Annotated in this window: 9 protein-coding genes; 4 read left to right on the forward strand and 5 right to left on the reverse strand. The window is 44.2% G+C overall.

Annotation, left to right across the window (positions count from 1 at the left end; translation table 11 throughout):
• Position 1 precedes the first annotated feature (1 nt).
• On the reverse strand, positions 2 to 2,998 hold the full coding sequence (locus ABMY45_RS03850; RefSeq protein ID WP_349288429.1) for a salicylate synthase: 2,997 nt from the start codon (positions 2,996 to 2,998) through the stop codon (positions 2 to 4).
• 523 nt (positions 2,999 to 3,521) lie between these two features.
• On the opposite strand from ABMY45_RS03850, the gene ABMY45_RS03855 reads away from it, so the two are divergent.
• The 3 genes from ABMY45_RS03855 to ABMY45_RS03865 are packed head-to-tail and all read left to right on the forward strand — an operon-like array spanning position 3,522 to position 8,327.
• Positions 3,522 to 5,336, forward strand: coding sequence for an ABC transporter ATP-binding protein (locus ABMY45_RS03855; RefSeq protein ID WP_349288430.1), 1,815 nt, complete (start codon positions 3,522 to 3,524; stop codon positions 5,334 to 5,336).
• Positions 5,337 to 7,088, forward strand: a complete 1,752-nt coding sequence (locus tag ABMY45_RS03860; RefSeq protein WP_349288431.1) for an ABC transporter ATP-binding protein — start codon at positions 5,337 to 5,339, stop codon at positions 7,086 to 7,088.
• A 36-nt stretch (positions 7,089 to 7,124) separates the two neighbouring features.
• Positions 7,125 to 8,327, forward strand: coding sequence for an MFS transporter (locus ABMY45_RS03865; protein WP_349288432.1), 1,203 nt, complete (start codon positions 7,125 to 7,127; stop codon positions 8,325 to 8,327).
• Positions 8,328 to 8,452: 125 nt separating this feature from the next.
• Here ABMY45_RS03865 and ABMY45_RS03870 read toward each other — a convergent pair whose 3' ends face one another.
• Genes ABMY45_RS03870 through ABMY45_RS03885 form a run of 4 tightly spaced genes read right to left on the reverse strand, consistent with a single transcriptional unit; the run spans position 8,453 to position 11,642 of the window.
• Entirely contained in the window at positions 8,453 to 9,691 is a 1,239-nt protein-coding gene (locus ABMY45_RS03870; protein WP_349288433.1) for an ATP-binding protein, read from the reverse strand.
• A gap of 7 nt (positions 9,692 to 9,698) precedes the next feature.
• The gene (locus ABMY45_RS03875) at positions 9,699 to 10,388 is read right to left on the reverse strand and encodes a response regulator (protein ID WP_010603913.1); all 690 of its coding nucleotides are present in this window, start codon (positions 10,386 to 10,388) and stop codon (positions 9,699 to 9,701) included.
• Positions 10,388 to 10,792: a DUF3019 domain-containing protein gene (locus ABMY45_RS03880; RefSeq protein WP_227388036.1), complete on the reverse strand. Its 405-nt coding sequence runs from the start codon at positions 10,790 to 10,792 to the stop codon at positions 10,388 to 10,390. The genes ABMY45_RS03875 and ABMY45_RS03880 overlap by 1 nt, the downstream gene beginning before the upstream one ends.
• A complete protein-coding gene (locus tag ABMY45_RS03885) occupies positions 10,767 to 11,642 on the reverse strand; it encodes a MipA/OmpV family protein (protein ID WP_227388037.1) in 876 nt (291 codons plus the stop codon). Before ABMY45_RS03885 ends, ABMY45_RS03880 begins: the two co-directional genes overlap by 26 nt.
• A 210-nt stretch (positions 11,643 to 11,852) precedes the next feature.
• Between ABMY45_RS03885 and ABMY45_RS03890 the strand changes: the two genes are divergently transcribed.
• The gene (locus ABMY45_RS03890) at positions 11,853 to 13,856 is read left to right on the forward strand and encodes a beta-propeller domain-containing protein (RefSeq protein ID WP_349288434.1); all 2,004 of its coding nucleotides are present in this window, start codon (positions 11,853 to 11,855) and stop codon (positions 13,854 to 13,856) included.
• Positions 13,857 to 13,947 lie beyond the last annotated feature (91 nt).

Below are 13,947 nucleotides of genomic sequence, written 5' to 3' on the forward strand. Positions count from 1 at the left end.
GTTAGCCCTGCGCCTCTTCTAACGTTTTTTCATCAATTAGGTAGTTGGCGATGCAACTGAGTTTTTCGATGGTTTCTGTCAATTCACGCTCAGGCTTAGATTGATCAATGACACCAGCGCCAGCTTGTAGCCATGTACTGTTATTGGCGCGATAAATTGAACGCAGCACTAAAGCTGAGTCCATAAACCCGTCATTATCTACAATCATTACACAGCCGCTGTACCAATCTCTGCTATTTGGTTCAAGGCGCAATATGGCTTCTATGGCCTCACGTTTTGGGATCCCTGACGCCGTAACCGCAGGGAAGAGCGCTTGAAATGCATGCCATGGGTTTTTACCATTACTTAGTTGACCGCAGACGCGAGAGGCTAGGTGTTGTACACTGCCGCGACGGCGCACAGCCATAAATTCACTTACCGAAATTGAACTGGGTTCACATATTTGCTCCAATTCTTCTTGGGCTAATTTTACTGATACAGCGTGCTCGGCTATTTCTTTGGTGTCGTTAAGAAGTTCTTCTCGCAGCTGCTGCTCTTCTTGTGGCGAGTTACCAAGTGAGCGAGTACCAGCTAGAGGCTGTGTGCTGATATATCCCTTGTTGCTGGCTTCAAGTAGGGTTTCTGGGCTGAAACCTGCAATTGAAAAGTCGTTTAGCTGGTAGAGGAATGAGCGTGCAGGGGAATTATGTAAACGGCCGTAGCGGAAGCTCTTATTCAAGCAAATGCTGTCCGGTACATGAATACGGCGAGACAAGATCACTTTTTGATATTGCCTGTTGCAAATTTCTTCAATGGCTTTAGCAACCGATGTTTTATATTCATCTTTATATTGCGTGTTGATCTGTGGTGTTTTTAGAGGCTTAAAGGCAGCCGTACTTTCCGTTTGTACGCATGATGTATCTGCTTTTAACACTAATGTTTCAAGCGCTTTGAGGTCAGCCTCAGTCAACGCGCGCAATGTCGCTTTATTTGCTTCAAGGCGTACCTCTAGTTTTGGCACAAATAATTGTAAAGACTTTTCATGCTCAGTGCGTGTTTGAATACCGTGAAATACGCTGGCTAGTTCAAACTTAGCTACGCCATATAACCGCCAGTTTTCGAATTGAATACTTTGCAGGGCCTGCGCCATCAGCTCGGGAAAAGGCTTGCCATTAAAGTGTTTTGTCTTTTCACCTTGTTGTAAGATTATTTCGTTGCCGTTAGAGTGCAGTTCAGCTACTTTGCCAAGGCCAACAGACCAAGCAGATTTACACTCGTATACGGCTTTAAATGGATGATTACTGAGCTCAGAAATACTCGGGGCTAACTGCGCTAAAGTTGACTGGACAGAGATGGTTTTTTCAACATAGGGTATTGGTTTTAACTGATTCATGGTGGTCTCTACATACTCATCTTCAGCACGTTTTATTAGTGCTTTTTTATTGATCTTTCCTATAGCAGTGAGTGGCCAAAAGCTGAGCGAAATGATTTGATCTGGATATTTAAAGCGTGCTACCTGCTGTTCTTGCAGTAGTTGATAAACCTCACTGAGGGAAACAGGTTGACTAGAAATAATGCAAGCACAGCTACGTTCGCCAAGATATGCGTCTGGTACGGGCACTAGTATGGCTTCATCAATATAGGGGTGGGAGAGCAGGCGTTGTTCTATTTCTGCGACAGCGATTTTTTCTCCTGCTCGGTTAATCTGTTCTTTGATCCGCCCTTCAACAATTAGGTTACCAGCTTGGTTCATACGTACTAAATCACCCGTACGGTAAAAGCCATCGGCGGTAAAGGTTGTTTGGTTATGTGCTTGTGCTTTGTAGTAACCCGCGATGGTATAGGGACCTTTGGTTTGCAGCTCACCAACGCTACCTCGAGCGACGGGGTTGCCTTGTTCGTCAACAATGCGTATTTGATCGAGGTCGCAAAGTGGGCGGCCTTGGGTATGCATCACTTCATTTAACGGATCATCCAGGCGGGTGAAGCACAGTAATCCCTCGGCCATACCAAACACTTGTTGCAGTTGACAACCAAGTACATCAGGCACTTGTGTCGCTTGCTCGGCAGTGAATTTAGCACCACCCACTTGCAGCAGTTGCAGGCTACTTATATCGGTGTCATCCCATTGTTTAGCCTCAAGCCATAGTTTCGTTAAAGCGGGTACCAAAGCGGTGTGAGTAACTTTGTGTTGTTCTATAAGTGGAAACGCTTCGTCTGGCCCAGGTGTTGGACACAGCACCACTGTTCCACCCTGACAAAGCGTGCCAATGATCCCGGGACATGCCAAAGGGAAATTATGGGCGATTGGTAAAACCGCTAAATAAGTGGTTTGCTCATCAAATTGACATAGCTTGGCAGAAGCTTTGGCATTGAAGTAATAGTCATTGTGACTGCGTGGAATAAGTTTAGGGGTACCTGTAGTACCACCAGAAAGCAACATGAGTGCCGTGGATGTTGGATCAATATTAGAAACCTGCATGGGCTCGGTGCTGTCTAACTGAGAAAGGGATGTATACGGGGTATCGCTTGGTGTATCACTCGTGACCAAGACATGCTCAATACTTGAACATTTGGACACAATACGTTGGGCCATGGCAATATAATCGTGACCCAAATAACTGCTTGGCACTACGTATGCTACAGGGTTACTGAGTTCACACAACGCTACAATATCGGACTCACGCTGCGCGGGCATGGCCAAAATTGGGATGACACCTAATTGGAACATTGCGAAGCAACTAATTACAAAATCGAGAGAATTAGGCAATTGCATCATCACGTGGTCGCCGGCTTTTAAGCCGATATTGCAAAATCCAGCACGGCGCGCTATCACGCGTTGCTCAAATTGAGCGTAAGTGAGCTCAGTTTCACCTTCAATCAGGGCGACGTTATCTGAAAATTGAGACCGCCAATCGGCGACAAGGGAACCAAGACTTTGTTGCTGCCAAATATTTTTTTCAATATAGAGGTCTTGCTCAGCTTTCAGTCGGACTGGCGTATCAGTTGTTGTTTTCACTATTGTTCTCCGGTTATGAAGCACGGTCGCGGTTTATTTTTTGAGTCGAGGCAACTGCGAGTGTTATTTGTCATGAAGTTTTTTTTTCTTGCCCAAAAAATATGTTTTTGGACAATTTGTTCCCACCCCAAAAAGTTGTTGTATGCCCCTATCGGTAATTTTTTCGGGAAAATTTGCGTGGATATCAGAGAACTTATACTTATTTCCGATCTGGGGGATATTGAACGGATAAGGGGAGCGTTGTCAGGGTTGCTGCAATAGGCTTAGCGCTATTTTTTATTGTGCTTAGATAAATCACGGTGTGGTAAAAGTGGCAGCATAAACCAGAGATACAAACTAGGTATTTGTTCTAGTCTTTAATGATTGACTCTGCTGTTCAAGTTGCACGTTTGGTTGATATAAACCTGATATCTCTAAAAGCTATGGGATCGGCAAGAGCATATTTGCGTTGTTGCACGATTTTAATACCGCTTAGGGTTAGTTTATACGACAGATTTTTAACCGCATTTAAAGGAGTAGGTATATGCGTGTTGAATCGCATGAAACCGAGGGACATTGCAGTCCCTGGTCAATTATTTTTGCTATCTGTGCACCTTATAAAGGCAAGATGTTGATAGCTTTTAGCCTAATGGTGCTTGTCACTTTGCTTGAAATCGTGCCTGTGTATTTGTTATTTCTTTCTATTCAAGCCTTACTTAATCCTTTATCGGCTTCGATTGAACAATTGTTATGGATTGCTGCAGGGATTTGTGGCGCGATTTTATTGAAATCTGGGTGTGCTATGGGCGCCTATTACTTCAGCCACCAAGTCTCTTTTAAGGCGCTCACTAAAGTTAGAATGACACTCGCAACCCAATTGGCAAATATGTCGTTGCTATGGCTCAGTGCTCAAAACCCCGCCGTTTTAAAACAAAATATATTGCAAGATGTTGAGCATATTGAAAACTTTATAGCCCATCAAAGTGTTGAGTTGTTTAACGCAATCCTTACACCTTGTGTCGTCTTTACGGTGATCGCATTTATAGATTGGCGGCTTGCACTCAGTGCGGTTGTTGTTGTGCCGCTAGCATTTTTTGTTAGTGGTTTATTTATGCATAAAACAGCAGGTCAGTACGAGCGGTTTAGCCTTGTGTCAGAGGATTTGACCACGACACTAAGTGACTACGTTAAAAATATGCCGTTGATGAAGCTATATAATTTAGACAGTAAACGATTTGCCGTTTTAAATCGAAAGTTGGATCAATACCAAAAATTGGTACTCGAACTCACCGGCCAAACGGTACCTGGCTGGACGTTATACACCGCATTGCTGAGTGGATCTTTTGTTTGCTTGCTACCCGCAGCGATTAGTTTACATAGTGCGCAAAGTGTCACTACTGAGCAGGTTATTTTAAGTATATTATTGGCTGTTGGCATGCTTAACCCAATCATCAAAGTGAGTCGTTTTTTTATGGAAGCAAACGAGCTGCTCGCTGGCGTTAAACGGATCACGCCTATCTACATGGCGCGCTTTTCTAATTCAGCTAGCACACCTGTTAAAGTTGATAAAAGGTTGCCGCTGATGCAGTTTCATCACGTGGATTTTGCTTACCAATCTCATCAGGTTTTGGCGGGCGTGCACTTTAAGCTAGTACCCAATTCATTGAATGTTATAGTCGGTGCATCTGGTAATGGTAAATCCACGCTTGCGATGTTGGCATGTGGTTTATTGTCTCCTTCATCAGGTAAAGTGCAACTATTCGGGCAGGATGTGTGTTTAATGAGTGACAGTGTCCGATCACACTTTATGAGTGTGGTGACGCAAGAGTGTTATTTATTTGAGGGTACCCTACGAGACAATATTTTGTTTGGCCGTAACCATATTAGCTCCGATGCGATAGAGCGCGCCATTATGGTCGCTCAACTAAAGCTTTGGATAAGTCAATTGCCTGATGGCCTCGAAACCCAGGTACAAGTACGCGGACAAAATTTGTCTGGGGGAGAAAAACAACGTATTGCTCTTGCACGTGCTTTGGTGGCCGAGCCCCCTTTGGTGATTTTAGATGAAGCTGCGGCCGCAATGGATAATGTGACACAATCTAAATTCTATCAGGCTATTCAAACGTACTATCCAAACACCACTTTCTTGGTGATCACCCACAAGTATTTAGGTCTTGAAAATATCGGTCAGATCCTTGTCTTGAAAGAGGGGAAAATTGTCTCACAGGGAACTCATGGCGAATTGTTGTCGAATTGTGATTATTATCGTCACAGCTGGTTGCTACAACAAAGCGAAGGAGAGCAACAAAGTCCGATGAAAGACTCGTCAAATTTCCAACCTATACATTATGAGATTTAAATGGACAGACAAGCATTATTGAGTATTGGTCGTGTGATAGAGCATGCAAGCTCTGGCAAGTGGCGCTTTTATACTGGCGTTGTTTTTCGAGTATTGGAGCGCAGTGTGGCAATTACACCGCTGCTGTTATGTTTCCACTGGCTACAACAGCAGTTTTTAACCACGCCAAAAATGATGCCTTGGCTTTCAACACCAATGGATTATTTGATGGCGCTAGGTGGTTGCTTTGTGATGCAACTGATATGTGCATATATAGGCCAATACCAAAGCTTTGTAGGCAGTTATCAGGTTGTTCATGCGTATCGTATTAAATTGATTAATCATGTACGACATCTGCCTCTTGGTCGTGTGCGACGCACCCATAGCAGTGAGTTTTTAGAAATGCTCACTGAGGATATAAAGAAAATTGAAGGTATTTTTTCCCATATCGCTCCCGATCTGATTTCTGCTTTGGTGACACCTGTGATTGGTCTAGTGGTGATGTTATTTATCAATCCTATTTATGCCCTTAGTGCATTGATACTATTGCCTTTAGCATTTTGGGTAATGGAGGTGTCGAAACGAAAGTTTGTGCAAGTCGCTAGCGCTAAGCAGCAATCATATCGCCAAAGTGCCAGCACTATTACCGATTATATTGAAGCGTTAAAAACCCTCAAGTTATATGACCAAGCACAAACATGGTTGTCCCATCTTGCCAAGCAGCTAGAGAAAACAAAGCAGCATAGCCTACAAGTGGAAATGTGGGGAGCCGGCCCCGTATTAACCTATCGTATAGTGCTAAATATGGTGCTCAGTATGTTTGTGATAATGCTAGCCATAGCCTTACCCGAGCAGCGTTTTTCAGGCGTAGATTTTACCACTATTCTATTTGCCCTGCTGCTAATCAAACTACTTGAACCCCTTCAAGAAGTTGGCGAATATCTAACGGTTTTACGTCTGGCTATGCAGTCTGAGCGCAAGCTTGAGGTTATTCTAAATGAGCCTGTGTTGGTAGAGCCAGATAGCCCCCAATTACCAAGCAATTTTGATATAGAGTTTGAGCGAGTATCGTTTCAACACGGGGCTAAAAAGGTCATAGATGATGTGAGTTTTTGTGTGCCACAAGGCACGACAATGGCCATTGTAGGTGCATCTGGTAGTGGCAAGTCTACATTATTAAATTTGTGTGCCCGCTTTTTTGACCCTAATTCAGGTTGTGTGAAAATCGGTGGCCTAGATCTTAAAGATATTGGCTCCAAGGGCGTGCATCAGTTAGTTAGTATGGTGTTTCAAGATATTCAGTTAATCGATGCCAGTATTGTTGAAAACATTCGTATTGGTCGGCTAGATGCCAGTGATGAAGAAGTAAAAGACGCGTGCAAAACGGCTAACTGCTTAGAGTTTGTTGATACGTTACCAAATGGCATAAATACCCGAGTAGGCGATGGTGGTTTATTGCTATCTGGCGGTCAAAGACAGCGTATTGCAATTGCCCGAGCACTATTAAAAGATGCACCTATTGTACTGCTTGATGAAGCCACAGCCTCACTTGATCCTATTACTCAATCAGAGGTAATCATCGCCATGAATAACCTGTTGCACAATCGTACCGTGGTGACCATTGCACATCGGCTTTCTAGTATAGAGGGTGCTGATCACATTATTGTACTTGAGCAAGGTAAAGTAGTGGAGTCGGGTTGTCACCATCGCTTGTTAGCGCAGAGGGGGCACTATACATATCTTTGGAATACGCAGGCTATGCAATTTGTGTAAAAGGAGTTTGTATTGCCATCATCAAAAGGAAACCAAATGACCAATTTAGTCAACAATGAGGGGATGCCAGAGGCGGGTGATGCATTTAGCCTGAAGCCGCTGATGTTTGAGACATTTGTTTGCACTATGGCTGTAATGGGATTTACTGCGTTAGCAGGTCCTATTGCTCATGTGATTGGGCTCAAAGCATGGCAAATTGGCGCGGCGATGACAGTTGCTGGAGTTGCTTGGGTTATTATGGCTCGGTTCTGGGGAAGCCTTAGTGACCGAAAAGGTCGGCGCCCGGTGATACTCTTTGGGCTTACAGGTTTTGTCATTAGCTATGCATTTTTAGCAGTCTTTATCGACTTTGCGATGCAGACCGCATTAGTGCCCGTGCTTGCATTTTCAGGCATAGTGGTTGGACGTGGATTCGCTGGGATGTTTTATGCTGCGGTACCTGCGACTTGCGCCGCTTTAGTCGCGGATCATGTTGTGCCTAAACAACGCGCGGCAGCGATGGCGGGGATTGGTGCGTCAAGTGCGGCTGGTATGGTGATTGGTCCTGGGTTTGTTGGACTACTTGGGCCTTTTAGCTTAAGTATGCCTTTGTATATTTCCGCAATGTTGCCCCTTATTGCCCTGATTGTTCTTTGGCGGGTACTGCCAAGGTACGAACGACATGCAAAACCCAGCAACAATCGCGTTCGTTTAACGGATGTAAGGCTACGTCGACCTGTTACCGTGGCTTTTATAGCAGCTTTTAGTGTGGCTGTTGCGCAGATCACAGTTGGCTTTTTTATCCTTGATAGGCTTCAGCTTGACCCTGCTGACACTGCACGTGCTGCAGGGATTGCACTTGCGACTGTTGGTGTGGCACTGATTATCGCGCAAGTAGCACTCCAGAAGCTTGAATGGCAGCCTGCGCGGCTAATTCAATTCGGCGGAGTCATCGCTGCCGCTGGATTTGTGTCTGCGATTTTTGCATCAGCGCCTATCTTGCTCTGGGTTTGCTATGGTGTCGCTGGCTTTGGTATGGGATGGATATATCCGTCTGTCTCTGCTTTGGCTGCCAATTCGGTGGAGGCTGATGAGCAAGGCGCGGCTGCCGGAACGATATCAGCGGCGCAAGGACTGGGTATTGTAGTTGGCCCGGTTATTGGAACTGTTATTTATGAAATTGAGATTGGGTTGCCGTATGGGCTAATAGCAGGAATGCTATTATTAGTCGCTCTGATCCCAGCTCGCACTCGCGCTTAATCACTCAAAACTTGGGATAGTAACTTGCTCTTTAGCCGTTGATATCCCTTAGGGTAGCGTCCTTCAACTTCTATATGCCTTGAATACACGCACATAGGTCAGCAGGTGTGCGTATGATAAGAGTTTTAAGATGAAGTGCGGGGCAAAGTCAGAGTGAATTTAGCACCGCCGAGTTCGGAGAACCCAACATGGCAAGTGCCGCGATGCCAAGTGGCGATTTTACGCACGATAGCCAACCCGAGGCCATAACCACCGTTGTCTTTACTGCGACTTTCATCTAAGCGAGAGAAGGGAATAAAAACCGATTCCCACTGAGATTTAGGGATCCCATCGCCATCATCCTCAATATGAAGATAAGCGTTGCTTTTGTCACATTCAAGACTAATTTCGATGTTTGAGCGACCGTACTTATCGGCGTTTTGCACAATATTTTGAATGGCTCGAGAGAGGTAGTGAGCGTTACCTGAGACGATAACCTGCATGCTCTTTTTATTAAGAGTTATTTGTTTATCGGTGAGCTTACGGAGTTTGTTTATCTGGTCGTCGACAAGCGCGCAAAGATCCAGTGGTGTTACCTCAAGTTTATCTACTTCAAATTCAAGCCGTGCGTAGGCTAGCATTTCATCAATCATGGCTTCCATTTCGACCACATCATCCGCCATATCGTTTGCTTGCTCACGGCTTTGCTCTGGTAACATGGCTAAAGCAAATTTGAGTCTGGCAAGTGGGGTTCGCAGGTCGTGAGAAACCGCATTAACGAGTAGTTTTTGATTTTCAATTAGCCTTGCGACTTGAGATGCCAAATCGCGGATCTGCTCGGTTAAATTTGAAATAGCAGAAAACCGGGAATGTCGGGTCGCTTTGGGCAGTTGACCTTGAGTGAGATTTTCGGTGATATACCTCAGTTGCAATAAATCAAGCCACAAGGGCCGTATCCACAGCATAAGTAAAAATGCGAGCACGGCATAAGAAAGCAATTTGATGACCCATTGTTTATTGGCAGCTGAAGCGGCTGGTGCTAATGGCCCTAGCTGCATCAGTAATGTTGAATCAGGTACTTTGAAAGTCAGCCATGCGCTACCTTCATCGTCAAAGCTCGTTAAAATACCACCTTGAACTAAAGTGCCGGCTTGCTCTGGAAGCCAAGCGACATCGTCCATGTTGAGTATTTTCACGGTTTCCGACTCTTGGGGTAAGTTGTGTGAGGAAATACTCGCTTTGAGCGTATTAGCAACTGCTTTTGCGTGTCGTAACTCATCGGGCGCGGAGTGCACCCAATGAGACCAAATAGCTTCGCTCACTTGGTTAATAACGACAATGCTGGTAAACACAGCCAAATAGAGGCTGAGCAATAGTTTTAGCACAAATACACTAGCCCCAAGCAGACTTAGAGCAGAGGTAGCCCTTGCCCCACACGGTAATAAGCCTTGCAGGTTGCTCTAGATTGTCGCCAAGTTTTTTACGTAAACGGCTAATACGTACATCAACGCTTCTATCTAATCCGTCATATTCGCGGCCAACAACATGTTTATAGATATAGTCTCGACTCAGCGTTTCGCCCGCATGGCCTGCCAATGTCTTTAGTAAATCAAATTCATAACTGGTTAGTTCAACTTCGTCACCTGCCAAGTAGACCTTACGGTCCGATTTATCTATTTGTAATTCCCCTAAGGTAATGGAGTCAGACTGAACTTCATCATTTTGTGTGCGTCTTAATAGCGCATTCAAGCGGGCAAGTAGCACATATGGCTCAACGGGCTTGATAATGTAATCATCAGCACCGATTTCAAGTCCTTTTACATGGTCGAAGTCGCTATCTTTGGCGGTAAGAAATAAAACCGGCCCTTTAAAATCACCGCGTGCAGCTTTGCAAATAGAAAAACCATCAAGGCCTGGAAGCATAATATCTAAAATTAAAATATCTGGTTTTTCGGCTTCTATCGCTTTAATGGCGTTAATACCATTGTGTAATTGAACGACTTCAAAGCCATTATGGATTAAGAACTTTGCGGTTAACTCCGCTAGTTTTACATCATCTTCGACAAGTAATACCTTGGCCATTAAAACACACTCCAATCGCTTCTGAGTTTGCGTCTATATTGTTGGTTGACGCTTGTGTGTACTTCAATATTTTGTTTTGCAACAACGTTATTTTTAGCATCTTTTAGGGTAAAGAGCATGGACTTTGAGAGGTGGATAATTTGTGTTGATTTCGCCTCCTTGGCCTGCTCCCAGCATTGTAATTTTTGTTTTTCCTGAAATAAACAGAGGTCCATTTTAGCGGGCGATTGCCAAGCAATTTTTGCCGTCATTTCGCAGCGTTGCCCTGCTTGTTTCACCATACATGTAATAGGTTTTATTTCTAATTTAATGCCATTGTTGGGTTTGGTTAAAGCTTTACTTGGTGCGCTGAAAATTATAATTGTGATTAAGTACAGCCTAAAATTCATATTTTCCCCCGACAAAAACCGTCGCGGTATAGCTATCCTCGACTATCGGGCTATCTGTCATTGTGCTATCAAGTTGCTGATATTTAGCGTTAAATTTGAAGGTCCAAGACTCACTTACGGGATAAGAGTAGGCAAAGCTAACATAAGGCTGGAAGCTTGAACTGCCTTTATACCATAGTTCACTATTCGGTGTATCCGCTTTGTCTATGCCGTAGTAATAGTCCACCAGTTGTCGACTTTTCCATTTTAGCCCCGCTTTAATAAACACATAAGTGTTAGGTGAATTATTGAACCTAAAACGATAGCTAACCCCAACATCGGCATTGTAACCTTGATAAGTGTTGGTGATATCGGTGAGCCATGATGCGCTGATTTTTACGCTATCACTTATTATCCAGTGGGCTAAAACGCCGCCATCTATGGCCCATTTTCTCGATTCGATATCGTCTAAGGAGATAGCGGTTTGCTCTGCGGCAAATTCACCGCCAGGTAGCTCATTGCTGGCATCAAACCCCATTTTTTGCACGAATATATTACTCGGGTGAAATTTTTCGAAATAGGCCTGCTCGGTATTAAACGTGCCGATCAAGCTAAGATCAAATTTATCAGTGTAGTGAAAGGTATAGCCCAAAGTCCCATTATCAAGAAAGAGGTGTTCACCGTAATAACTAATATAGGGCACAACAACCAAGGGAATATTTTCACCGTCATGGAGTGGGTTGGAGATCACGCCGCCGCCAAGCGCAATGCCAAATCGCCATTCATCGACTGGCGTACACTCGCTGTCATTGGCGTCACATGGCACCACCGTGGCATTTACCTGAGTGGTAACCAGCAAGGTTAAGGCCATTAATAACTTATTCAACTTGGAACTCCAGTTCTGAATTTGGGCTTTGCACTGGCTTTTTAGAGGTGTCAATCAAAGCGCATTATTACTACCAGTGTAATTTACCAGTCGCTGTACAAATTACCAGAAAGGGTAACATTAAATAACAAAACAAGTAGCGAAGATAACAGAAATTTTAGTGTGAAAGTTTAGGCTTACGTTGGCACTTAACTTACAAGGAAACATATCATGAGATGCAAAATTTGGCTCAGTCTTCCGCTTGCCGCTAGCCTTTGCGCATGTGGTGGTAGTAGCGACAATGATGAAGATAAATTACCAGAACTCAACGCGCTTAATAATAGCTCTGCGCCGTTGAAGTCAGCTTCATCAGCTCAGTTTAGTCAGTTTATCAAAAACGGCATTTTCGTTGCCAGCGGTGGGTTGAATAATGGCGATGATTTAGAAAATCCATCTGTAATCACAGATAGTGCACCTTACTCAGGCACCAATCAACTGGTTGAAGGGGTATCAGAAAGCGACCGGATTAAATTCGATGGTCGTTACTTATTTATCGGCGGCTCGACCAGCGTTGCATACACGGATACAGACAGCAAAACCTTCGTTAGGATCTTGGATACTGAGGCTACGGATGTCCCTACACAAGTTAATGAATTAGCGGTATCAGATTCAGAGTTTGCAAGCCAAAATCTTTACCTTAAAAACAATCAACTCATCAGCGTATTAATGGACTATGAGTATGACTTTGCTGATGGTATGTCTGAACTGGATGTTCAACCTGAAGTAAATTATCAAGGCGTGATTGAGCTTGCTTTTAGTAACGTATCCCTACCCGCACAGGCTGAGGTCGAAAAACGCTTTCAAATTGATGGTTCATTAGTTGGCAGCAGATTAATCGGTGACAAACTCTATGTTATCGCCGACCACACTATACGCTACAGTGGTTTTAATAGCGCTGACAAAGTAGCAAGCTACAATCGCTTAATGGATACTAACATTAACGATTTATTACCCCAATTTAGAAATTTAAAGCAAGGAAGTGTAGCGCCACTGGTTGCCGCAGATGGCTGTTATTTGCCAGCAGATGCTACCACGCAAGATGGATATAATGGCTTAACAACAGTCACGGAAATTGACATTCGCAATCCTGATGAGGTGAAAACAACTTGCGTCAGCACGCGCACCTTTGGTTTTTATATGTCTGCAACAGCAGTGTATCTTTACAATTACTCGTTTAATGGCAGTGATGGTGATGTCAACACATCAATCTGGGATCCATCAGGCATAGTATTACATAAGTTATTGTTAACGGACGAAGGGGTGACGTACCAAGCAACAGGTGAGGTGGAAGGTCAACTTGCTCGTGTCAGCGAGACGATGGCTGCGACTCGATTTGATGAAAAAGATGGCGTTCTGCGCGTAGTAACGAGTCAGTATGATACAGATATCGGTAATAGCCATAAGTTGTATATGCTCAAACCAGAAGGGAATGAACTCAACACTGTGGCGACGCTACCAAATAGCCAAAATTCAACCCCTATTGGCAAGGTTAATCCGGATACGGGGCTTGTGGATGAAGATATTTATGCGGTTAGATATTTTAACGATACAGCTTATATCGTGACCTTTAGACAAATAGATCCTCTCTACGTTCTGGACTTATCTGACGCATCACAGCCTAAAATCGCGGGAAGTATAGAGATCCCCGGTTTCTCTTCTTATTTGCACCCTGTTGGTGACGGTTTGCTTCTTGGGGTAGGTCAGCACCTTGGAGACCCTGATGGAAACGTGCAGCCCGGCACCAAAGTGAGTTTGTTTGATGTTGCAAATCCTGCTGAACCCAAGCTATTAAAAGATCATACATTTGCAGGGGGGTTTACACCGCTGGAATATGATTATCGCGCTTTGGCCATGCTAAAAGACAATGCCTCAGTAACTCGGTTCACTTTGCCGATTGTTTACTGGAATACAGAGCAAGTGAATGAAAGTAGTTATAACTGGTATAGCCAAAACGATCTCGCCGCATTTGAAATTATCCACGGTGTGGACTCAACACTCAGTTATCGCGGGAGTAGCCGTGCCGAGGTAGCAACGCCCATAGAGAGTGACAAAGCACTCGGGTATACCGAAGCAGATAGAGGGCTTATTCAGGCTGATAAACTGCTTTATATCCATGGCAACTACGTGTGGCAGAGTAATTGGCAAACGCCTGCTGACAACAGTGGACCACATTAATCCTAACTCCCTTTGAATATTAGGTTGTTGTACACTGTTTCGTTGCCAAGCGGTGAACTGTAGCACTGCTTACCACAGCTTCAGAGTTAAC

The organism is Pseudoalteromonas sp. XMcav11-Q (genome assembly GCF_040104525.1).
Classification (GTDB): domain Bacteria; phylum Pseudomonadota; class Gammaproteobacteria; order Enterobacterales; family Alteromonadaceae; genus Pseudoalteromonas.

Excerpts from the sequence above, each read along its gene's own strand:
- ABMY45_RS03855 (WP_349288430.1), top strand. The coding sequence starts at position 3,522 with ATGCGTGTTGAATCGCATGAAACCGAGGGACATTGCAGTCCCTGGTCA.
- ABMY45_RS03860 (WP_349288431.1), top strand. The coding sequence starts at position 5,337 with ATGGACAGACAAGCATTATTGAGTATTGGTCGTGTGATAGAGCATGCA.
- ABMY45_RS03865 (WP_349288432.1), top strand. The coding sequence starts at position 7,125 with ATGACCAATTTAGTCAACAATGAGGGGATGCCAGAGGCGGGTGATGCA.
- ABMY45_RS03875 (WP_010603913.1), bottom strand. The coding sequence starts at position 10,388 with ATGGCCAAGGTATTACTTGTCGAAGATGATGTAAAACTAGCGGAGTTA.
- ABMY45_RS03890 (WP_349288434.1), top strand. The coding sequence starts at position 11,853 with ATGAGATGCAAAATTTGGCTCAGTCTTCCGCTTGCCGCTAGCCTTTGC.